The organism is Halalkalibaculum sp. DA3122 (assembly GCF_043951865.1).
Lineage (GTDB): Bacteria > Bacteroidota > Rhodothermia > Balneolales > Balneolaceae > JAMQKA01.
On sequence record NZ_JBINJF010000024.1, the window covers coordinates 1 to 20,809 of the forward strand.

Here is a 20,809-nt window from a genome sequence, read left to right on the forward strand (position 1 = left end):
ATCCAGCCGGTGGCGATGGAAGAGGGGCTTCGATTTGCGATCCGCGAGGGCGGGCGCACCGTCGGGGCCGGCGTGGTTAGCAAAATTATTGAATAGGTTGGCAGGGGGTTTCATCTCGTCTGGTGAAACCCCGCTGTAAAGCCTAGACACGTTTGGAGAATAGGTTCAGGTGAATCTATTCTCTTGGTGTATCTACGGGTGTAGCTCAATTGGCAGAGCAGCGGTCTCCAAAACCGCAGGTTGTGGGTTCAAGTCCTTCCACCCGTGCAAGTTTAGAATGAGTAAAGATAGAATCATGGACAATATTAAGGAGTTTTTGGAAGGTGTTCGCAAAGAGATCAAAAAAGTCTCTTGGCCGGACCAGAGGGAGCTGGTGGATAATACCATGGTTGTTATGGTATTCACCGTTCTCATTTCCGTATTTATCTTCGTTGTAGATCAATTATATAGCACCATATTAGGGGCAATTTATCAATGACCGCTGAAAAACAATACGATTGGTATGTAGTTCGATGTTTCTCAGGCCATGAAAAAAAGGTCAAAGAGTATCTGGAGCGGGAAATGGAGCTTCAGGGCCTTGAAGATAAGATTAATGAAGTTCTGATCCCGACTGAAACTGTTGTGGAAATACGATCTGGAAAGAAGCGCACGAGGGAAAAGAACTTTTTCCCGGGCTATCTTCTCCTTCATACGATATATGATGAAGAGGTGAATAACCTGGTTCAGGGGGCCCCTTCTACGCTCGGCTTTTTGAAGAGCGGCAAAAATGATAAAAAGCCCAATCCCCTGCGCAAGCACGAGGTAAAGAGAATACTTGGCCGGGTCAAAGATAGTGAAGAGGTGATGGAACAGGGGGGTAAAATTGAAATCCCCTACAATGAAGGCGACCTTGTAAAAGTAATTGATGGCCCGTTCAAGGATTTTGACGGGACCGTACAAGAAGTGAACACCGACAAGCTGAAACTCAGAGTATTGGTAAGTATTTTTGGTCGAAAGACCCCGGTTGAAGTTGATGTGAACCAGGTAGAACCTGCAACTTGACCGAAATCATATCACTGGATGCAAAGTGAGCTATTACGCGGCAAATCGAAAAGCTAATCTATTACGATTTAATTAACAGAAATGGCAAAACAAGTTGATACTGTCTTAAAGCTTCAGATCCGCGGCGGTCAGGCAAACCCTGCACCTCCGGTCGGTCCTGCATTAGGTCAGGCAGGGATCAACATCATGGAGTTTTGTAAAGCGTTTAACGCAGCCACACAAGACAAGGCCGGAACGATTATACCGGTCGAAATTACGGTCTTTGTGGATAAGTCGTTCACGTTCAAGACAAAAACTCCACCTGCAGCTGTACTCCTTAAACAGGCTACCGGCGTCAAAACCGGGTCTGGTGAACCAAACCGAACCAAAGTAGGAGAGGTGACCTGGACGCAATGCAAGGAGATTGCAGAGCAGAAGATGGAAGATCTCAACGCCCACGACATTGAGGCCGGTGCCGAGATGGTAGCGGGTACCGCCCGAAGTATGGGACTGCGAGTTTTAAGAGATAAATAAAGGAACGGTAGTATAATGGCAAAACGAGGAAAAAAGTATCGCGAGGCCGCCGAGCTCATCGATCCGGATTTGGAATACACTCTGGAAGAAGCGTGTGATCTTGTGAAGAAGACCTCGAAAGTGAACTTCGACGCATCTGTCGACATGGATATCAAGCTCGGGGTTGATCCCCGTCATGCCGATCAGATGGTGCGCGGTTCTGTTTCCCTGCCGCATGGTACGGGAAAAGAGGTTCGTGTGCTGGCTCTGGTAAGTGAGGCAAAACAAGCAGAAGCCGAAGATGCCGGGGCAGATCATGTAGGTCTCGACGAATATATAACGAAAATTGAAGAAGAAGGTTGGACCGACGTTGACGTAATTGTTGCAACTCCTGATGTGATGGGGAAGATCGGCCGGCTCGGAAAGGTACTAGGTCCGAGAGGTTTGATGCCCAATCCCAAGAGTGGTACTGTTACTGAAAATGTCGCAGAGGCTATTAAAGAAGTGAAGGCCGGCAAGATTGAATTTCGTGTAGACAAGTATGGTATACTGCACGCTTCAATCGGGAAGGTCAGCTTTGAGCCCAACGAGCTTAGGGAAAATGCGATAGAATTCCTGCGAACGGTGAACAGGCTGCGGCCTGCATCCGCCAAGGGGTTGTATTTCCGTGGTGTGTACATGAGTTCTACCATGGGTCCGAGCATTCAACTAAGTCGTTCATCCGTAATTTCAGTGTAAGAAATTAAAGGAAGATAGAATGCCAACACTAGCACAAAAGAAGGCAGTTGTTGAAGAAATAGCCGAAGACCTGAATAATTCAGATGCAGTGTATGTAACGAATTATGCGGGCATGTCGGTTGCTGAAATCAATGAACTGCGTAGCGAATTCTACAAAGGTGATATCAAGTATAAGGTGTACAAAAATACACTGGTTAAGCGTGCGATGGATGAGGTGGGAGGTTATGATGATCTTTATCCTCATTTGGTCGAACAAAATGCTTTTGCCTTTGTTGAAGAAGAGCTTGCTGCACCTGCAAAAGTTATCAAGAAGTTTCGGGAGGACTACAAAAAACCCCAGTTTAAAGCAGCCATAATCGATGGCGACTATTACGGGGAGGATAAGCTCGAAACTTTGGCGGCAATGAAATCCAGGGAGGAAGTTATCGGAGACATTATCGGTCTTCTGCTGGCTCCTGTTTCCAATGTTGTCAGTGCACTTCAGGCTCCCGGCAAGAAGGTCGCCGGCGCTGTTGAAACGATCGCCGAAGAAGGCGAAAATTAATCACAAATACCAAGAATTTTAATTCACAAAGATCAATTCGGAGAAAGAAAATGGCTGACGTTAAAGAATTAGCTGAACAATTAGTTAACCTAACTGTTAAAGAAGCAAACGAACTTTCACAGGTTCTGGAAGAAGAGTACGACATTAAACCTGCACAAGCTGCTGTAGCCGTAGCCGGTGGTGCCGGTGGAGAAGGCGGCGGTGAAGAAGAACAAACAGAATTCGATGTTATTCTCAAATCTGCCGGGCAGAAGAAGATTGCTGTCATCAAGGAAGTTCGCGGAATTACCGGGCTTGGCCTGAAAGAAGCGAAAGAGCTTGTCGACAATGCGCCCAACGCTGTTAAAGAGGGTATCGACAAGGCAGAAGCTGAAGATATCAAGTCCAAACTTGAGGATGCAGGCGCTGAAGTCGAGCTTAAGTAAGGGTTAAATACTTGTACAATTTAGCCGTAGCCAATATCGTTATTAACGGTATTGGCTATTGGCGTCTCAATCATGTGTACACTTCAATTCCTTATTTCCAATTCCCGCTGGCAATTGCTGCGTTATAAAAGCTCGTCACTATCACATTAATTTAAAGGAGAGGTTCCTTTGAGTACGAAGAACAATTTGAAGAAGGTCCCATTTACCGATCGTCTTTCTTTTGCGGAAACTGAACACGTACTGGATTATCCTGATTTTCTGGACATTCAGCTCAAATCTTTTAACAGTTTTACTCAGCTTGATGTTGCCCCGGAAGATCGGAAAAATCAGGGACTCCAGAAGATATTTAACGAGAATTTTCCGATTCAGGATTCACGAGAAACCCATATTCTTGAATTCCTCCATTATTCGGTAGATACGCCCAAGTACAATATCAAGGAGTGCCAGGAGCGTGGTCTTTCCTATGCAGTTCCGTTGAAGGCGAAAATGCGCCTTTCAGCTGTTGATGATGACGATGAAGCCACAGAAACAATCGAACAGGAAGTCTTCCTGGGTGACCTTCCGTGGATGACTGAACGGGGTACGTTTATCATTAATGGTGCGGAGCGGGTTATTGTAAGCCAGCTGCACCGTTCTCCGGGGGTGTTTTTTGGACAGAATGTACATCCAAACGGAACTCAGTTATATAATGCAAGAGTCATCCCGTTCAAGGGATCCTGGATCGAGTTTTCCACCGATATCCGGGATGTCCTGTGGGCCTATATTGATCGGAAGAAAAAAGTACCGGCCACCACGTTGTTACGTGCCCTCGGTTACTCTGACGATGATGAGATATTTAGCCTTTTTGAACTTTCGGAACGGGTGGATTGCAGTTCCGAGAAAAAGTTCATGGAAAACTGCGTCGGTAAGCGTCTGGCTTCGGAAATCTCCATTGAAGTAATGGAAGAGGTCGTAGATGAGGAGACCGGAGAGGTAACCGAGGCGACAAATCGCAAAGTGCTGCTGGAGCGGGATCATGAACTGACTGAAGAGGATTATGCAACGCTCGAAGAAGCGGATGTCGAGAGCGTGCGGGTGCAGAACCTCGCGCCCGAAGATTCTGAGCGTAATGTGATCATGAATACGCTGCGTAAAGACCCTGCTCATGACGATGTGACGGCGCTCGGTGAAATTTACAAGCAGATCCGTACCGGTGAAATGCCGGATGCCGAGACCGCAAGACAAATTCTCGAGCGACTGTTCTTCAGCGACAAGAAGTATGACCTGGGAGAAGTGGGACGTTACAGGCTCAATAAGCGCCTGAAACTGGATGTGGATATGGATATCCGCTATCTGGTTAAAGAGGATATTGTGGCGATTGTAAAAGAGGTAATTCGCCTCAAAAATATGAAGTCTCAGGTCGATGATATTGACCATCTCAGCAACCGCCGGGTGCGTACCGTGGGAGAACAGCTTGGACAGCAGTTCTCTATCGGGCTCGCCAGAATGTCTCGAACCATCAAGGAGCGGATGAACTCGCGCGATGCTGAGCAGCTTACTCCCCAGGATCTTGTGAATGCGCGTACGATCTCCAGCGTTATCAATACCTTTTTCGGTACGAACCAGCTTTCGCAGTTTATGGATCAAACCAACCCGATCGCCGAACTGACGCACAAACGTCGTATGTCGGCACTGGGTCCGGGCGGGCTTACACGAGAGCGAGCCGGCTTCGAGGTTCGTGATGTCCACTACACGCACTACGGTCGGCTCTGCCCGATTGAAACTCCGGAGGGGCCGAACATCGGTCTGATCTCCTCCCTGTGTGTGCATGCCAAAGTCAATGATTTCGGATTTATCGAAACGCCTTACCGCAAGGTGGAAGAGAAACAGGTTACCGACGAAATCGAATACCTCTCTGCTGAGCAGGAAGATGAAACGATTATTGCACAGGCAAACGCTCCTCTTGACGAGGAGGGAATCTTTGCCAACGAAAATGTCTTTTCCCGTTTCCGGGACGGCAACTACCAGCTTGCCAAACCGGATCAGATCGGGTATATGGACGTATCCACGAACCAGATTACTTCGGTGGCAGCGGCCTTGATTCCGTTTATAGAACACAACGACGCCAACCGCGCGCTCATGGGCTCCAACATGCAGCGGCAGGCTGTGCCTCTGTTGCGTCCCGAATCGCCCATTGTGGGAACCGGGCTGGAGCATCGTGCCGCAAAAGACTCACGCGCAATTATAGCTGCCGAAGCGGATGGAGAGGTCGTATATGTCAGTGCGGAAGAGATCCGCGTTAAGTATGACCGCACCGAGATGGAGCAAACCTGCCATTTCGATGAAGGCATAAAAAAATATGAGCTCAAAAAATTTGAGCGTACAAACCAGGACACCACCATTAACCAGCGTCCCATCGTAAGTGTGGGCGACAAGGTTAAAAAAGGGGAAACACTGGCTGACGGCTGCGCCACCGATGGTGGTGAACTTGCACTCGGTCGCAACCTGTTGGTAGCTTTTATGCCATGGAGAGGTTACAACTTTGAGGATGCTATCGTCGTTAGTGAGCGTATTGTTCAAGACGATATCTATACCTCCCTGCACATACAGGAGTTTGAGCAGCAGGTCCGTGACACCAAGCGGGGTGAAGAGGAGCTGACCCGTGAGATTCCGAATGTGAGTGAAGATGCAACGAAAGATCTTGACGAGCAGGGAATAATCCGGGTCGGGGCGAAAGTGAATCCGGGCGATATCCTGGTCGGTAAAATTACGCCGAAGGGAGAAACCGATCCGACGCCGGAAGAAAAGCTGTTGCGCGCTATTTTCGGTGACAAGGCCGGCGATGTAAAAGACGCTTCATTGAAGACGCCTCCCGGAGTTTCCGGCACGGTTATCGACACAAAACTGTTCAGCCGTAAGCGCGACGAGCAGATCTCCCGCAAGGAGGAAAAGAAAATGGTGGAGCAGGAAAATGAGCGTCATGCTGAAAAAGTGGAAGAGCTGAACAGCAAGATGTACGACAAGCTCTACACCTTGCTCCGGGATAAAACCTCTCCCGGGGTATATGACCTTAACGGGCAGCTGCTCATACCAAAGGGGGAAAAGTACAGAAAATCTGACTTTGAAGAGATAGATCCCGTCGTTATCAATGAAAATATTGACTGGGCGACCGACGATGAGCTGGTGGAGCACGTCCGACTGCTTTTCAAAAACTATCGAGCCCTGCGCAAGGAGATCGATACGGAAGCCAAGCGGCGCAAGTACCAGATTCAGGTCGGGGATGATCTGCCTCCCGGAATTATTCAGAATGCCAAGGTCTATGTCGCCAAAAAGCGAAAAATGCAGGTTGGTGACAAGATGGCCGGCCGGCACGGTAACAAAGGCGTGGTTGCGAAAGTAGTACCCGTCGAAGATATGCCGTACATGAAAGATGGTACTCCTGTTGACATTTTGTTGAACCCGCTGGGTGTACCTTCCCGAATGAACCTCGGTCAAATTTATGAGACGATCCTGGGATGGGCCGGCAAAAAGCTGGGGGTCAAGTTCGCTTCCCCCATCTTTGACGGCGCGTCTTACGACCAGGTCCAGGAGAAGCTGGAGGAGGCCGGACTGCCGAAAGATGGCCGCGTACGGCTTTATGACGGTCGTACAGGGGAAGCCTTCGACCAGGATACAACGGTAGGTTATATTTACATGCTGAAGCTCAATCACCTGATTGAAGACAAGATGCACGCCCGTTCGATCGGACCCTATTCCCTTATTACGCAGCAGCCGCTGGGTGGAAAGGCCCAGTTCGGCGGTCAACGACTTGGTGAGATGGAGGTATGGGCCCTGTACGCCTATGGTGCTTCCAACATCCTGAAGGAGATGCTCACGGTGAAAAGCGATGACGTGAAAGGCCGATCCAGAGTGTATGAGGCGATCGTGAAAGGTGAAAACCTCCCCGATGGCGACGTACCGGAATCCTTCAAGGTACTGTTGCGAGAACTGATGGGGCTCGGCCTGGAAATACATATAGACTAAATTGAATCAAAGAATTTGTACTGTTAATCAAAGTTAATCCGGAGGTACATCCTTGCCGACTACAAACACATTAACGGTCACGAAAGACTTCAACAATATTGGAATCTCGCTGGCTTCGCCCGAGACTATCCTGTCCCGTTCGCACGGGGAAGTCTTGACTCCCGAAACAATCAACTACCGTACCTTTAAACCGGAGATGGATGGTCTTTTCTGTGAAAAGATCTTTGGTCCGGTCAAAGACTACGAATGCCACTGCGGCAAGTACAAGCGTATCCGATACAAGGGTATTATTTGTGACCGCTGTGGCGTGGAAGTAACCCGAAAAGCGGTTCGCCGCGAGCGTATGGGACACATATCCCTTACCGTTCCGGTGGTCCATATCTGGTACTTCAAATCACTGCCGAACAAACTGGCGTATCTTCTGGGTTATTCCTCCAAGAATCTGGAGAAGATCGTTTACTACGAAACGCACGTAATCATGAATCCCGGCGTAGCACGTGACCTGGGATACAAGCGTGGCGATCTGATCACCGAGGAGGAGTACTATGACATACTGGATCAGCTTCCGGATGATCAATATGAACTGGACGACGAGGACGAAGACAAGTTCAGGGTAAAAGAGGGTGCAGATGCTATTGAGGATCTGCTTGCCGGACTGGACCTGGACAGCCTCGCCTATCGCCTTCGGGATGAGGTTCGCAATGAAACCTCGCAGATGCGGAAGAAGAAAAAGCTGAAGCGCCTGCAGGTTATCGAATCGTTCCGTTCTGCCAACCAGCACACTGAAAACCGTCCGGAATGGATGGTACAGCGGGTGATTCCGGTTATTCCCCCGGAACTCCGACCACTGGTACCGCTGGAAGGTGGACGCTTTGCGACTTCCGACCTTAATGACCTGTATCGTCGTGTTATAATCCGCAACAACCGGCTGAAACGCCTGATCGATATCAAGGCACCGGATGTAATTTTGCGCAACGAGAAGCGGATGCTGCAGGAGGCGGTGGACTCGCTTTACGACAATTCGCGAAAATCCAACGCTGTCCGCAATAACAACCGGCCGCTGAAATCACTCAGTGATATGCTGAAAGGCAAGAGCGGTCGATTCCGGCAAAACCTGCTGGGTAAGCGGGTTGATTATTCCGGCCGCTCGGTAATTGTGGTTGGGCCCGAGTTGAAGATGCATGAATGCGGGCTGCCCAAGGAGATGGCTGTTGAGCTTTATAAACCGTTTATCATCCGCCGCCTGATTGAGCGCGGGTATGTGAAAACGGTGAAAAGTGCGAAGAAGGTTGTAGATCGCCGTGACCAGGTGGTTTGGGAAGTGCTGGAAAATGTGATCGACGGTCACCCGGTAATGCTGAACCGTGCTCCGACGTTGCACCGCCTCGGTATACAGGCATACCAGCCGGTACTTATCGAGGAGAAGGCGATCAGACTGCATCCGCTCTCCTGTACCGCTTTCAACGCTGATTTTGACGGTGACCAGATGGCCGTGCACGTACCGCTGAGTCACGATTCTATTCTCGAGGCTTCGGTGCTGATGCTTGGCTCTCATAATATTTTGAGCCCGGCCAACGGCGGGCCTATTGCCGTGCCTTCGCAGGATATGGTACTTGGGATTTACTATCTCACAAAGATGGCCAACGATCAGCGCGGGGAAGGCAAAACATTCGCCAATCCCGGGGAAGTGCTGGTAGCCTGGGACCAGGACAAGATCGACATGCACGCAAAAATTAATGTGCGCGTTCCTGTTTCAGGGGATGAGGAAGAGACCGAGTACGAGATCATCAAGACCACGACCGGCCGGGTGTTGTTTAATGTGATTCTTCCTTCGGAAATCAAATTCATTAACAAGACTCTTGGCAAGAAGGAGCTTAGAAAACTGATCGGCGACATCCACAGCGAGGTGGGAACGGCCCGTACAGCTGCTTTTCTTGACAAGATGAAACAGATGGGTTTTGAGAAGGCAACTACCGGTGGACTCTCATTCAATCTCGAGGATATAGTCATTCCCGATGAAAAAATGAAGCTCATCGAAAAAGCTCAGAGCGAGGTTTCTGATATTACCGATCGCTACGAGATGGGCTTTATTACCGATAACGAACGGTATAACCAGGTTATTGACAAGTGGACGAGTACCACCAACCGGGTGTCTGAAACACTCTTTACCGAGCTGACCAACGACCGGGAAGGGTTTAACCCGGTATTTATGATGGCTGATTCCGGGGCCCGTGGTTCGAAAGAGCAGATCCGTCAGCTTGGCGGTATGCGCGGACTGATGGCAAAACCCCAAAAGAGTTCACAGCAATCCGGTAACGAGGTGATCGAGAATCCAATTCTCTCCAGTTTTAAAGAGGGACTCACCGTTCTCGAATACTTTATCTCTACACACGGTGCGCGTAAAGGACTTGCTGATACGGCGCTTAAAACGGCGGATGCCGGCTACCTTACACGGCGTCTCGTTGACGTATCGCAGGATATTATCATCAACGAGGTAGATTGTGGAACACTCCGTGGTCTCAAGATGAAGGCGCTCAAGGACAACGAGGATGTGATCGAAAGTCTCGAAGATCGTATTCTCGGCCGCGTTTCGCTGCACGACATCTATGATCCTATATCGGATGAATTGATCTGCGAGGCCAATCAGCTGATCGATGAAAAAGTGGCAAAGAGTATTGCCGAAACCTCGATCGAAGAAGTGGAAATTCGTTCGGTACTGACCTGTGAGAGCGAACGCGGCGTGTGTGCAAAGTGCTACGGACGCGATCTCTCAAGAGGAACGATGGTCCAGGTTGGTGAAGCTGTGGGCGTTATCGCCGCACAGTCGATCGGTGAGCCGGGTACCCAGCTTACGTTGCGTACATTCCACGTTGGAGGTACGGCCTCCCGCATGGAATCTGAGTCGCAGCACAAGACCAAGTTCGAAGGCAAGGTTGAATTCGAAAATGTACGCATTGTAGAATACGATGACGGAGAAGAGGTTCAGAACATCGTATTAAGCCGGGCCGGGGAGATAAAAATCGTTGATGAAGAGGGCAAAGTCCTGACCACCTACAATGTGCCTTACGGTTCGGAACTCCTTGTTGAGGAGGGAGATACCGTGCCGAAAGGGGTGCCACTCTGTAAGTGGGATCCGTACAACGCCAACATCTACTCGGAAATTGATGGTGTCGTTGAGTACAAGGACATCATGGAGGATATCACGTACTCCGAGGAGACAGACTCTCAAACGGGTCACCGCGAAAAGGTTATTATCGACTCGAAGGACCGCTCGCTTGTACCAACCATTATGGTGAAAGGCGACGGAGACCGGGTGATCGAAAAAACGCTGCCTGTTGATACCCACATTACGGTAGATGACGGGGAGGAAGTACAGGCTGGTAAAGTTCTCGCCAAGATTCCACGGGCCACTGCAAAGTCGAAAGATATTACAGCGGGTCTGCCAAGGGTAACGGAGCTGTTCGAGGCGCGTTCCCCGAGCGAGCCGGCGGCCGTTTCTGAGATCGACGGTATCGTCCGCATGGGAGGCCGCAAGCGCGGCAAGCAGGAGGTTATCGTGGAAAGTAAAGATGGCACCGACGAAAAAACATACCTTATTTCCCTGTCCAAGCATATTTTGGTCCAGGAGAACGATTATGTTGAGGCGGGCCAGCAGCTTTCCGATGGAACCGTTCCGGCCGAGGAGATTCTCAATATTCTCGGACCCTACGCGGTGCAGTCTTACCTGGTAAATGAAATCCAGGAGGTCTACCGCCTGCAGGGGGTACGCATCAATGACAAGCACATCGAGGTTATTGTGCGGACCATGATGCAGAAGGTGGAAGTTACCGATCCCGGTGACACTATGTACCTGGAGGGCGACAAAGTGGATCGTTTTGAGTTGAACAACCGAAACGACGAACTGATCGGCAAATATGTTGTTACCAATCCGGGAGGAAGCGATCTCAAACAGGGAAAAATCCTGGATCGACGGGAAGTCCGTGATATTAACAACGAGCTGATTAAGGAAGGACTGGAAGAACTTGAAACCCGTGAAGCCGAGCCGGCTATTTCCAAGCCGATACTCCTTGGCATTACGCGGGCAGCACTCTCCACCGAAAGCTGGCTCTCGGCTGCTTCATTCCAGGAGACCACCAAGGTACTTACTCAAGCTTCTATTGAAGCCAAGAAAGATCACCTTATGGGACTCAAGGAAAATGTGGTGGTTGGCCACAAAGTACCTGCCGGTACAGGTCTTCGCAAGTATGAAGACCTTATTGTCGGCTCCAGAAAAGAGCTGGATGAAGGAGAGGAAGAGGTGGCACGCGTCTTTGAAGAACTCGGTGCCGAAGCCGAAAGCAATGGAGAAGAGGCCACTGCTGCAGCCAACGTGGAAGAGGAGGAGTCATAAACTTCCAAATGATGTAAACGTAAAAAGCCCGGATGTTAAATCCGGGCTTTTTTTATGGGGTACAGTCAACGTGACAGTGAGCCGGCGTTTTACTGCAGCCACTGCTCTAACTTGATTAGTACCATGCGGAGGTTCTCAAATCCCACCGTTTCTTTTGCCTCTTCCAGGGGAAACCAAGCAACCTCCGTAATATCTTCTTCCTGCTCAGGGGTGAAGTCTCCGCCGAATTCTGAACCAAGCTGCATGGCATACCAGTGTGTCGTTTTACCGAAATTCTCTCCCTGCTCTTCGTACTCATGGTACGTGGTGCCCAGCTTGTGAAGGACCTCCGGAAGTGCGGATCCCACCTCTTCGGAGACTTCCCGCCGGGCACACTCTCTGATAGACTCTTCAACCTCTAATTTCCCTTTGGGGAGATCCCATATCCCTCGCCTGAAAATTAGCAGTACTTCGGGGTCTTGCCCATTCATCTTGTACAGAACTCCTCCCGCCGCAGTTACTGGAATAGTATCCATGACTTACTATTTTTACTCTTCTTCGGTGTCAGCGGCTGAATCACTGCCCTCTTTTTCTTTCTCCTCGGCATAATTCATGCGCAGGTTATTGAGGGTCTGGTCGAGGTAGTTCTTCAGCTCTTTCGGCAGATTGCCGTTGGTAAACTCTTTCAGCATTAACAGCGTATCGATGGCAAATTTGGCCGACTTCATTTCCCGTTCAACCTTGTCGGTGGCGGGATTTTTAATTTTGCCCATTCCCATCATGGCAATTTGCTGATGCTGCTGAACAAGCATCATAAAGAGTAACTGGTTTTGCTGATCTTCAGATAAATTCTCGTTCTCAAAGTCTAGATTTTGCAGGTCCATGAATCGTTATTTTGATTGATATTTGCCCTGAAAATAACGGCTTTTGCCCTCTTTTGTAAGGGGTTAATATTTAATGGATTTTGTTCTTTATTTATTGGAATGTCCGGCGTAAGTTTACGCCTTTATTTCTCAGCATAACAAAAAGTATAATGGCCATAATTCACCCGTTTAAAGCCTGGCGTCCACGCCCGGAAAAGTTAAATGAAGTTGCATGTGTTCCCTACGATGTGATCAATACTGAAGAAGCCCGATCGTTGGCTGAAGGCAAACCAGACAGTTTTTTGCACGTCATACGTCCTGAAATAGACCTGCCGGAAGGTACTTCCTACAACGATGAGGAGGTTTATGAGAAGGGAGCTGAAAACTTGGCTCGCATATTGGAGTCCGATCTGATGACCCAGGAAAAGGATGAAACCCTATATATCTATCGGTTAATTCGTGAAGGGCGCTCTCAAACCGGTATTTTTACCTGCGTTTCAGTTGAGGATTACGATAACGAAGTGATCTTGAAACACGAGCTAACACGGCCCGCCAAGGAGGATGACCGCACGCGCCACATCCTGACGCAGTCGGCTCATGCGGAACCTGTGATGATGACCTTCAAAGATACCGAAGGCATAGCGTCGGAGAGCGAGGAGATCATGGACTCGAGTGAGCCGATCTATGATTTTACAGCAGACGACGGCGTGCAGCACACCATCTGGAAGGTACCTGATCCGGAGGCGTTTGTCGATTCTTTTGGTGCGATTCCGCATCTTTATATTGCGGATGGTCACCACCGCTGTAAAAGTGCCTCCCGGGCGGCAGAGCAGATGAAAAAACTAAATTCTCATCACACCGGGAAAGAGGAATACAACTTTTTCCCCGCCGTGCTGTTTCCGATGGACCAGATGAAAATTCTGGCTTACAACCGAATTATATATACTGTTCCGGATTCATTTTTAGCCGCTTTGAAAAAAAGGTTTGAGCTCGTCGAAGAAGCGGACCCGACTCCAGCTGAAAAAGGTGCCATTTCAATCTACCATGGCGGTACCTGGTACGGGATGCGTCTTCCGGAAGTGCCCGAGGCAAACAGCGTGGAACAACTGGATGTACACCGGCTGCAGGCGTTTATCCTGGAACCGATGCTTGATATTAGCGACCAGCGAAGAGATGAAAATATTTCGTTCGTCGGCGGAATCCGGGGCACGGAAGAGCTTGAACGGCTGGTGGATTCCGGCAAGGCAGATTTAGCAATTAGCATGTATCCTACCGATATTGAAGAATTGGTAGAGGTGTCGGACGAAGGACTGCTGATGCCGCCAAAATCAACTTGGTTTGAACCCAAGCTGAGATCTGGTTTACTTATTCACACTTTCTAATATTATAATTGACTACAAACACAATGAAAAGAGTACACAACTTTAGTGCAGGACCTGCTACACTTCCCCTGGAAGTGCTTGAGCAGGCCCAGGAGGAGCTAACGGAGTATCAGGATACCGGACGTTCCATAATGGAATTGAGCCACCGCAGTGCTCATTATGAGGAGATCGATAAGCAGGCAAAGGATCGGCTGCGTAGCCTTCTGGGACTGGGTGACAAGTTTGAAATAATGTTTCTCCAAGGGGGCGCCAGCAGTCAGTTTATGATGGCACCGTACAACTTCCTGAGCAAGGATCAGACAGCCGACTATATCGATACCGGCCGCTGGTCGGACAAGGCGATCAAGGAGGCAAAAATATTTGGAAATGTACATGTTCCGTTCAGCAGTTCGGAGGGAAATTATGATCGTGTTCCCACCCAGGAGGAGCTGAACTTCAGCGACAATCCCCGCTACGTGCATTTTACTTCCAATAATACCGTTGCCGGGACGCAGTTCCCTACAGAGCCCGAAACAAACGGGGTGCCCCTTGTTTGCGACGCTTCTTCCGATTTTCTTTCCCGTCCCATTGATGTGGATAAATACGGCATCATCTATGCAGGGGCACAAAAGAATGTTGGACCGGCAGGCGTCACGGTCGTCATAATAAGGAAGGATTTCCTTGAACAGGCAGATACGGAAAATGTGCCGACGATTCTGCGATACAGTACTCACGTGGAGAAAATCTTTAATACACCACCCACGTTTAATGTCTACATGGTGAACCTTGTACTGAAGTGGATTGAAGACAAAGGTGGACTTTCCTGGTTCAAATCCTTCAATGAAGAGAAGGCCCAAAAAGTCTATGACGAAATCGATGCAGATGATTTCTACCGGGGTGCGGTCGAAAAAGAGTCCCGTTCACTGATGAATGCCACGTTCCGGCTGCCGACGGAAGAGCTGGAGGCCCGGTTCCTGGAAGAGGCGGTTGAACATGACCTGTATTCGCTGAAAGGGCATCGCAGTGTTGGAGGCATACGCGCCAGCATCTACAACGCCTGCAGCATGGGGAGCGTTGATGCACTCGTCGATTTTATGAGTGATTTTAGGAAACGTAACGGCTAGGAGAACCTTTGCCGGTTAACCTGTTGAAAAGTGTAGCCCGTTGTATACCGGGCTACACTTTTTTTATACAAGGGCTTTGCAAAATCATAACCAATGGCCATCCCGGTATTGCCATCGATTCGTTATTCCAGTTTGATGGGTGGAAAGAGCGGTTGTTGAATTGGGTTCGGGGGTGGTACTTTGGAAAACATCCCTGGCTGTTCAGTTCCCTCGGATGCTGGTACGTAAGCTGGAAAATTATAAATGCTGCGATTAAAGAGCCATTTCACCGTTATCAATTCAGGTTAATCCGATTACCGTCATAAAATGGTCAATAGAATTCGGCACAAAAATAATAAGGTATAATATTCCCCATATGGATCCGGCGGTGTGCGCTTCGTGATTGATCTTCCCCACATCCTTTTTGCTCTCGTACATGCTGTATATGAGGTATAAAATGCCAAACACAAATGCCGGTATCGGGATCGGAATCAGGAACAGGTAGATACTTTCCATCGGGAAGAGAAAGATGAATGCAAAAAGCACGCTGCCCACGGCCCCTGAAGCACCAAGCGTGGCGTAATTGGCGTTGTCCCGGTACTTTAGTACAGAAGGAAGGCCCGATACGATCAGCCCGGAAAGGAAAAGCCCGGTAAAATAATAGGGGCCGATAACCCGCTCCATCACCTGTCCAAAAAAGTAGAGGGTAAACATATTTACAAACAGATGAGTGAAATTGGCATGCAGGAATCCGGAAGTCAACAGCTCATACCAGGTATTTTCCCGTATTACGCGGTACGGTTTAAGAAATCCCTTGTCGATCAGGCGGGGATTCCAGTACAGGGCCGCCAGTGAAACGGCCGTGTTTACTGCGATAAGGATAAATGTTACGGATCCGAAAAAGTCGTAGTTGTGCATTCTTACCTGCTTTTTAGGTTATGAGCGAAAATAGAGAACTGCGGAATACTAAGCTAATTTTGATTTAAATCGGTTTAATTACTTGCTTGCAGTCTCAGACAATGCTTATATTTGCTCACCTCAAAACCAAGCCGAAGTAGCTCAGCTGGTAGAGCAACGCTCTCGTAAAGCGTAGGTCGTCGGTTCAAATCCGATCTTCGGCTCTCTCTATAAATAGTTGCTAGACAACGACTTACGCCCTTCCGGAAAATATTTTTTTTACATCTTTCCCGACTAATAATATTCTCGGGACAACATAGGGACAACAGAAAAGATTTTACCCCCTGCTATTTAGCCTCTCGAATAGGTGGGATTTTGTGCGTAACTTGCATAACATAAGGTGTTTCCTATTTTAGTTCTTCAAGCTGATCGTTGGTTTGGTAAGAAGTACAACTAATAAACTGTTGAAGGGTATCAATTGCTTGTTACCCTGGTTGTTCCTTTTCTCCTTCTGAATATTGGCAACCCTCTCAGTTGCATGCACTTACAAAAGAATATTGACTGTTATGTTGGCTGTTACCCTGTTCTGTCTGTGTTCCGCCTATCAGGATAACCGGTTGCCTCCCATACCCTTAGGTGTTCCGGTTGCCGTTCCGTGATAGGGGGCCTATAGCCACCCCATTGGGGGTGCTACTGTTTTTTTTACAATAGCACTGCAACGGCTCTTGTTTTTTTTCGGGCCTGTAGGATACCCGTAAATACTGTAACCGGTTGGCATTCGGTAGGTTAGCTGTTGTTTTCCTCTTGTTTTATAGCATGATATAAAATCCAATCTCTCATTTCGATTCTAAGAGCCTATCTTTCCGCCAGTGGTATCATACCATTGCTAAATGGAGCGGGTTTCCGCAATCCCTACGGGTAAAGCCTGAAACTGAATATCTGGCCACCCACAATGTGATCTTTGTCCTCATAGTAACGGATCATCTCGGTAAAGGCGCGGCGGGACAGCTCTTCTGGGTCGGTGGTTAGCTTGTTGCGCTCTTCCAGCAGCAGGTCAAACATACTGTCGTTTCCCTCCACAAACGGGATCCGGCACATTGTCTGCAGCCCTCCTTGGGCAAGTTGTACGGCATTCGGGGTGAAATTATGCTTGCTTGAAATGTCGATTCCCCACGGGGTCCCACCCTCATCGAAACCCGTTACTCCAATAAGGATATTATAGTTGTCCCGGCCTAGTAGGTACTGTTTACCCCTGTGATAGCTTTTGAGCTGCTCTGATAGCCAGTTCCCCACCTGTTTGGGTGTCTGGCCACATCCGGTAATCTGTTGCTGTATTTCACCGATGATATTCCCCACCCAGGAGACCCCCACCCGGTCGTTGACCTTAAATATTTTGGGTTTGTCGGTATCGACAATTTCAAAATCAGAGCGTTTAAGGTCCTCATGTACGCTTAGGTCCTCCGGCACCCGGAAGGTGATTCCATCCGAAAGGAGAACGGCTCCCTGCTGGCTTACTACGGCGGCTACGGCACTCATATTGTTGTTGGTTTAGGTTGTGGCAAGTATCGTGAAATCTTCTCTCAGGTAGGTGTTCGCCTCGACGGTATCCCCGCCGCCGGTATCCGCGGAACTGCTGATTCCCGCCTCCAGGTCTACAAACACCTTGTAGTAGGTATCATCGGTGAGATCAGCCACATCAATGGTATGGTCAATATTGGCTGAATTGTAGTTTGTGGCCGTTACATCAATGGAAACCTGATCAATAAAGTTGTCATCCAAATCTCTGATAACCACATACATGGTATTGCTGAAAGCGGCACTCCCGCCTCCGTTATGCGTATTGGATATGCGGGCCAGTCCATTTACGACCAGCTTGCTGGTGCCGAACCGGTGATAATAGCGCACTTTCAGTTTGTCGTTGCGGTTGAATCCGGCCCCGCCCTCGTTGACCGTCTCGGAGGTATGAAACTCCCGGGTAAGATCCGATACGTTGCTGTTTTCTGAAAACCCGGCCATCCGCGTTCCGGCATACACAATACGGGCGATGCTTTTATGGAAGATGTTCCCGTCCGCTTGGGCAAAGAATTTTGCATTCGTCCCCACATTATCACTTGCACCAGCAAAGAATGCCTTGGTAGTACCCGCTCCCGATTGCATGCCGGTAAACTCACCGGCCACGTTCCCCCCGTAGAGCTTGGAGGCGTCCCCGGTCCATCCGGCCAGGTTCGCCAGGTCTTCGGATTTGTCGTAAAAGAATCGATCACTTAGGCTAAAATCTTCATCGGCAGCGTTGATATACAGTCCATCGCCTTTGAACGTGTTGCCATTGTTGCTGCTCCAGAGTGCTTCACTGTCAAAATTCATCGTATTAGTTAATTAAAAGGTTCAATCTGTAGTGTGAAATTATGTGTTGTCTGTCGGGTCTGGTCGGCGGCGGTTATTATTTTAAATTTTCCTGCTGCAACCGGTGTTACCCATCCATTCGATTCAATCGTTTTTATATCATAATAATAGATTCGCTTTGCCACTCCCATTTGACTGGCTTCAATACGTCCGGTTAGGTTATTCGTATTCTCAATGGCCAGCGTTCCTGCATCAGTGGACAAATTGAACAGATCTATAATTTTCATTTTGATATTATCCAATACAGACAAATCAATAGGATCCCCATTATCTTCATCCACAAAGGTAAACGAAAAGTCGAATGTTGCGCCTTCGTATGCTTTTATATCGTTAATTATCGGTAAATTACTCATATCGCAAAATGTACGTTTACGGCCTCAAAACGGCTTTCATAATTGGGTTCTAAGAGCCTAACGGCTTCGGGTTAATGGTATAACAAGGGTCAATATTGCCTTATTTAACATCTGGGGCTTTCCCCTGTGAATTAACAATTATCACTCTCAAATAATCGGATTCATTCAGGTTATTATCTACAATCCAACTTCGTAACGCCTCTTCATTAGGTAAAGTAAAATCATCCTCATTGGTATGGGAAACGGTTACGGTTCCATCTTCTTTAATGATAGCTACAAAAGGGGCTGGTCTTTCTTTTTGTCGGTTACGTTGCTCTATTTTCTGCAATCGCTTTCTAAGTGATTTCATGATATTGGCTCCATTACAATGACTCTATTTTTCTTTTCGTATTCCTGAAACTCTGATTCTGTTAGCTTGTCATTGCCAATACGATAAGAGCCATTCAGGATTTGAAATACCATTCTGCAAGGCTCCCTTTCAGGCTGTTTATCTTCGATCTTATTCAATCGTCTTTCTAAACTTTTCATTGTTGATCATCTTCAATTACAAAAGAAATATTATTTCCTGCTTTCAGGTGCTCTTTTTTTGTCATGCCTCTGGGGTGCTCTTCATCAACCGGCTTTAAGGCCATGCCAAAAGGTGAATTTACAGCTATGTACTTTCGGGTATCGTTTTCGATTTCCTTTCTGGTTACGGGCTTATCTGATATTGTTAGCATACCAAAGGAAACGGTTTCATTTTGCTGGTTTTCTAATTGCTCTAATCTTCTATCTAATGACTTCATCCTACTTTCCTCATTTTGTTTTGCTCTTCAAGTGCGGTTATTCGTTCCTCTAAATCGGATACCTCCAGTAAACGGCTATATCTATTAACCAAACCTGCTAAAGTATTGGAGGCTTGTATCTTCTTTTGGTCGCTGTCATCTGTCATAATGATACGTTCCATTTCCTTAATAGCATCGGTTAACCGTAATTTCAGATCATCCAATGATAAGGGCTTCTTACTTCTATGATATTTCCAACTTTTTGCCATAAAAAAAACAAGGGTTAAACGTTATAATTTAGGCTTGATTTCGGCTCCTAACGGCTCCAAACCTGTAAATAGCATAAACCCCCTACCCCCTGCATTGAGCAAGGATTAAAGGGGCTTACCTACCTTATTTGGCCTTTCGTTCACGGCATAGCCTTTTAAATTCATCAGCTCCAGCTTTATCAATAAATTCAAGTTTTCGGCTACGTTCCCATGTAGATGGGTGGCCTTCAGGAGCTTCAGCCGGTGAATTATTATCCTTCGATTCTAAAACTTCACTTAGGCTTCTACCTGTTAACGTCTCGATAGCATGAGCTTGCTCCTGTGAAAAGGTTTCATCTTCACTTTTTAAATCTTCAATCTGTTCCTTTGTTAAATTAGTTGTTCGCATAATGTTTAGTTTTGGTTATCGGTTAAGCTGTTAGCGGTTAAAAAGTCTTTCATTGATAGGCCTCTAATCTTTCCCTTTGTGATAACGGGCTTTGAATGAGGCTTTAGGCCGTTTAAAAACGTATCGGGATAAGAGAAGCCATCCTTTTGAAGATCCTTTCTTATTTCGGCTATTTCGTCAAGCTCGGATTCAATCTCTTCCATCTTAGATGCTATATTTTCGAGTATTGGCTCAATCTTCTTTTTGTGGTGCTTTTGAGCTACCTGTTTAAATTCCTGCTTAGATTCTGCCAGCTTCTCTTCCAGTAGGGATACAACTTTTTTCTTTGTGTCTATTTCCTGTTTAGTTGCCTCAATATCACTTTTATGAGACTGGTTCTTTTTTTCGGCTTTGGACACCTCTTTCTTTGAAGCGTCTCCTATTTCTGCCTTAGCTCGGGCATCAGTAAGGGATTCATAGGAAGCTTCAAAATCCTCTTTTAGGCCTTCCAACTTCGTTTCAAGTTCAGCAAGTTCGCCTTGAGCTGTCCGGCTCTTATTTCGTAAATCGGCTACTTCGGATTTCTTTTTTTTGTACGACATAATCACAGTAAAATTTTGAGTACGATTAGAATGAAAATTAAACTAAGCAGTATCTTGTCCATCAGTTGTTTAGTCATTGGATTGGTGGCTTTGTTGCTGTTTCTGTTCGTGTGGATCAAAGTCCTTATCCCAATGATCGGGTTTAGAGACTTTCTCAATTCGTGTAATTCGTTTCTTCTTTTTGCTCATAATTGGTGTGTCAGTGAGTTGTCAGGG

Annotated in this window: 22 protein-coding genes, 2 tRNA genes and 1 pseudogene; 13 read left to right on the top strand and 12 right to left on the bottom strand. The window is 47.7% G+C overall.

Annotated elements, in window-relative coordinates; translation table 11 throughout:
* The 10 genes and pseudogenes from ACG2F4_RS14225 to rpoC all read left to right on the top strand — a co-directional run.
* A pseudogene (locus ACG2F4_RS14225) lies at window positions 1–96 on the top strand (elongation factor Tu); the annotation flags it as partial.
* Window positions 97–194: 98 nt separating this feature from the next.
* A tRNA-Trp gene (locus tag ACG2F4_RS14230) sits at window positions 195–267 on the top strand.
* 10 nt (window positions 268–277) lie between these two features.
* Window positions 278–478 carry a preprotein translocase subunit SecE gene (gene secE / locus ACG2F4_RS14235; RefSeq protein ID WP_395261550.1) on the top strand — a complete coding sequence of 67 codons (201 nt, stop codon included), beginning with the start codon at window positions 278–280 and terminating at the stop codon, window positions 476–478.
* Complete coding sequence (gene nusG, locus ACG2F4_RS14240) at window positions 475–1,041, top strand: transcription termination/antitermination protein NusG (protein WP_395261551.1); 567 nt, start codon at window positions 475–477, stop codon at window positions 1,039–1,041. Before secE ends, nusG begins: the two co-directional genes overlap by 4 nt.
* Before the next feature lie 81 nt (window positions 1,042–1,122).
* Window positions 1,123–1,554, top strand: a complete 432-nt coding sequence (gene rplK / locus ACG2F4_RS14245) for a 50S ribosomal protein L11 (protein WP_395261552.1) — start codon at window positions 1,123–1,125, stop codon at window positions 1,552–1,554.
* Between the two features lie 15 nt (window positions 1,555–1,569).
* A complete protein-coding gene (gene rplA, locus ACG2F4_RS14250) occupies window positions 1,570–2,271 on the top strand; it encodes a 50S ribosomal protein L1 (RefSeq protein ID WP_395261553.1) in 702 nt (233 codons plus the stop codon).
* 19 nt (window positions 2,272–2,290) lie between these two features.
* Window positions 2,291–2,815: a 50S ribosomal protein L10 gene (gene rplJ / locus ACG2F4_RS14255; protein ID WP_395261554.1), complete on the top strand. Its 525-nt coding sequence runs from the start codon at window positions 2,291–2,293 to the stop codon at window positions 2,813–2,815.
* Between the two features lie 50 nt (window positions 2,816–2,865).
* Window positions 2,866–3,240, top strand: coding sequence for a 50S ribosomal protein L7/L12 (gene rplL, locus ACG2F4_RS14260; protein WP_395261555.1), 375 nt, complete (start codon window positions 2,866–2,868; stop codon window positions 3,238–3,240).
* 168 nt (window positions 3,241–3,408) lie between these two features.
* Window positions 3,409–7,242 (top strand): DNA-directed RNA polymerase subunit beta, encoded by a 3,834-nt coding sequence (gene rpoB / locus ACG2F4_RS14265; protein ID WP_395261556.1) that lies wholly within the window; start codon window positions 3,409–3,411, stop codon window positions 7,240–7,242.
* Between the two features lie 52 nt (window positions 7,243–7,294).
* Window positions 7,295–11,632, top strand: coding sequence for a DNA-directed RNA polymerase subunit beta' (gene rpoC / locus ACG2F4_RS14270; protein ID WP_395261557.1), 4,338 nt, complete (start codon window positions 7,295–7,297; stop codon window positions 11,630–11,632).
* 89 nt (window positions 11,633–11,721) lie between these two features.
* Here rpoC and ACG2F4_RS14275 read toward each other — a convergent pair whose 3' ends face one another.
* Both ACG2F4_RS14275 and ACG2F4_RS14280 read right to left on the bottom strand, forming a co-directional pair.
* Window positions 11,722–12,147 carry an NUDIX hydrolase gene (locus tag ACG2F4_RS14275; protein WP_395261558.1) on the bottom strand — a complete coding sequence of 142 codons (426 nt, stop codon included), beginning with the start codon at window positions 12,145–12,147 and terminating at the stop codon, window positions 11,722–11,724.
* Between the two features lie 12 nt (window positions 12,148–12,159).
* The gene (locus ACG2F4_RS14280) at window positions 12,160–12,495 is read right to left on the bottom strand and encodes a DUF1844 domain-containing protein (protein ID WP_395261559.1); all 336 of its coding nucleotides are present in this window, start codon (window positions 12,493–12,495) and stop codon (window positions 12,160–12,162) included.
* A 149-nt stretch (window positions 12,496–12,644) separates the two neighbouring features.
* Between ACG2F4_RS14280 and ACG2F4_RS14285 the strand changes: the two genes are divergently transcribed.
* Complete coding sequence (locus ACG2F4_RS14285; RefSeq protein WP_395261560.1) at window positions 12,645–13,856, top strand: DUF1015 domain-containing protein; 1,212 nt, start codon at window positions 12,645–12,647, stop codon at window positions 13,854–13,856.
* 23 nt (window positions 13,857–13,879) lie between these two features.
* A complete protein-coding gene (serC, locus tag ACG2F4_RS14290) occupies window positions 13,880–14,959 on the top strand; it encodes a 3-phosphoserine/phosphohydroxythreonine transaminase (RefSeq protein ID WP_395261561.1) in 1,080 nt (359 codons plus the stop codon).
* 279 nt (window positions 14,960–15,238) lie between these two features.
* On the opposite strand, the gene ACG2F4_RS14295 is transcribed toward serC, so the two are convergent.
* The gene (locus tag ACG2F4_RS14295) at window positions 15,239–15,856 is read right to left on the bottom strand and encodes a rhomboid family intramembrane serine protease (protein ID WP_395261562.1); all 618 of its coding nucleotides are present in this window, start codon (window positions 15,854–15,856) and stop codon (window positions 15,239–15,241) included.
* Between the two features lie 130 nt (window positions 15,857–15,986).
* On the opposite strand from ACG2F4_RS14295, the gene ACG2F4_RS14300 reads away from it, so the two are divergent.
* Window positions 15,987–16,059: transfer RNA gene (locus ACG2F4_RS14300), tRNA-Thr, on the top strand.
* 688 nt (window positions 16,060–16,747) lie between these two features.
* On the opposite strand, the gene ACG2F4_RS14305 is transcribed toward ACG2F4_RS14300, so the two are convergent.
* From ACG2F4_RS14305 to ACG2F4_RS14345, 9 genes are all read right to left on the bottom strand, one after another.
* Entirely contained in the window at window positions 16,748–17,371 is a 624-nt protein-coding gene (locus tag ACG2F4_RS14305) for a hypothetical protein (protein WP_395261563.1), read from the bottom strand.
* Window positions 17,372–17,383: 12 nt separating this feature from the next.
* On the bottom strand, window positions 17,384–18,199 hold the full coding sequence (locus ACG2F4_RS14310) for a hypothetical protein (protein ID WP_395261564.1): 816 nt from the start codon (window positions 18,197–18,199) through the stop codon (window positions 17,384–17,386).
* Between the two features lie 8 nt (window positions 18,200–18,207).
* Complete coding sequence (locus ACG2F4_RS14315; RefSeq protein ID WP_395261565.1) at window positions 18,208–18,591, bottom strand: hypothetical protein; 384 nt, start codon at window positions 18,589–18,591, stop codon at window positions 18,208–18,210.
* Window positions 18,592–18,691: 100 nt separating this feature from the next.
* Window positions 18,692–18,940 (bottom strand): hypothetical protein, encoded by a 249-nt coding sequence (locus ACG2F4_RS14320; protein WP_395261566.1) that lies wholly within the window; start codon window positions 18,938–18,940, stop codon window positions 18,692–18,694.
* A complete protein-coding gene (locus ACG2F4_RS14325; RefSeq protein ID WP_395261567.1) occupies window positions 18,937–19,119 on the bottom strand; it encodes a hypothetical protein in 183 nt (60 codons plus the stop codon). Before ACG2F4_RS14325 ends, ACG2F4_RS14320 begins: the two co-directional genes overlap by 4 nt.
* Window positions 19,116–19,376: a hypothetical protein gene (locus ACG2F4_RS14330; protein WP_395261568.1), complete on the bottom strand. Its 261-nt coding sequence runs from the start codon at window positions 19,374–19,376 to the stop codon at window positions 19,116–19,118. Before ACG2F4_RS14330 ends, ACG2F4_RS14325 begins: the two co-directional genes overlap by 4 nt.
* Complete coding sequence (locus tag ACG2F4_RS14335; RefSeq protein ID WP_395261569.1) at window positions 19,373–19,579, bottom strand: hypothetical protein; 207 nt, start codon at window positions 19,577–19,579, stop codon at window positions 19,373–19,375. The genes ACG2F4_RS14330 and ACG2F4_RS14335 overlap by 4 nt, the downstream gene beginning before the upstream one ends.
* Window positions 19,580–19,748: 169 nt before the next feature.
* On the bottom strand, window positions 19,749–20,012 hold the full coding sequence (locus tag ACG2F4_RS14340) for a hypothetical protein (RefSeq protein ID WP_395261570.1): 264 nt from the start codon (window positions 20,010–20,012) through the stop codon (window positions 19,749–19,751).
* A 5-nt stretch (window positions 20,013–20,017) separates the two neighbouring features.
* Window positions 20,018–20,593, bottom strand: coding sequence for a hypothetical protein (locus ACG2F4_RS14345; RefSeq protein ID WP_395261571.1), 576 nt, complete (start codon window positions 20,591–20,593; stop codon window positions 20,018–20,020).
* Window positions 20,594–20,809 lie beyond the last annotated feature (216 nt).

Bases quoted from the DNA above. Each gene is read 5' to 3' on its own strand.
- secE (WP_395261550.1), top strand. From the start codon at position 278: ATGAGTAAAGATAGAATCATGGACAATATTAAGGAGTTTTTGGAAGGT.
- nusG (WP_395261551.1), top strand. From the start codon at position 475: ATGACCGCTGAAAAACAATACGATTGGTATGTAGTTCGATGTTTCTCA.
- rplK (WP_395261552.1), top strand. From the start codon at position 1,123: ATGGCAAAACAAGTTGATACTGTCTTAAAGCTTCAGATCCGCGGCGGT.
- rplA (WP_395261553.1), top strand. From the start codon at position 1,570: ATGGCAAAACGAGGAAAAAAGTATCGCGAGGCCGCCGAGCTCATCGAT.
- rplJ (WP_395261554.1), top strand. From the start codon at position 2,291: ATGCCAACACTAGCACAAAAGAAGGCAGTTGTTGAAGAAATAGCCGAA.
- rplL (WP_395261555.1), top strand. From the start codon at position 2,866: ATGGCTGACGTTAAAGAATTAGCTGAACAATTAGTTAACCTAACTGTT.
- ACG2F4_RS14275 (WP_395261558.1), bottom strand. From the start codon at position 12,147: ATGGATACTATTCCAGTAACTGCGGCGGGAGGAGTTCTGTACAAGATG.
- ACG2F4_RS14280 (WP_395261559.1), bottom strand. From the start codon at position 12,495: ATGGACCTGCAAAATCTAGACTTTGAGAACGAGAATTTATCTGAAGAT.
- ACG2F4_RS14285 (WP_395261560.1), top strand. From the start codon at position 12,645: ATGGCCATAATTCACCCGTTTAAAGCCTGGCGTCCACGCCCGGAAAAG.
- serC (WP_395261561.1), top strand. From the start codon at position 13,880: ATGAAAAGAGTACACAACTTTAGTGCAGGACCTGCTACACTTCCCCTG.
- ACG2F4_RS14295 (WP_395261562.1), bottom strand. From the start codon at position 15,856: ATGCACAACTACGACTTTTTCGGATCCGTAACATTTATCCTTATCGCA.
- ACG2F4_RS14305 (WP_395261563.1), bottom strand. From the start codon at position 17,371: ATGAGTGCCGTAGCCGCCGTAGTAAGCCAGCAGGGAGCCGTTCTCCTT.
- ACG2F4_RS14310 (WP_395261564.1), bottom strand. From the start codon at position 18,199: ATGAATTTTGACAGTGAAGCACTCTGGAGCAGCAACAATGGCAACACG.
- ACG2F4_RS14315 (WP_395261565.1), bottom strand. From the start codon at position 18,591: ATGAGTAATTTACCGATAATTAACGATATAAAAGCATACGAAGGCGCA.
- ACG2F4_RS14320 (WP_395261566.1), bottom strand. From the start codon at position 18,940: ATGAAATCACTTAGAAAGCGATTGCAGAAAATAGAGCAACGTAACCGA.
- ACG2F4_RS14325 (WP_395261567.1), bottom strand. From the start codon at position 19,119: ATGAAAAGTTTAGAAAGACGATTGAATAAGATCGAAGATAAACAGCCT.
- ACG2F4_RS14330 (WP_395261568.1), bottom strand. From the start codon at position 19,376: ATGAAGTCATTAGATAGAAGATTAGAGCAATTAGAAAACCAGCAAAAT.
- ACG2F4_RS14340 (WP_395261570.1), bottom strand. From the start codon at position 20,012: ATGCGAACAACTAATTTAACAAAGGAACAGATTGAAGATTTAAAAAGT.
- ACG2F4_RS14345 (WP_395261571.1), bottom strand. From the start codon at position 20,593: ATGTCGTACAAAAAAAAGAAATCCGAAGTAGCCGATTTACGAAATAAG.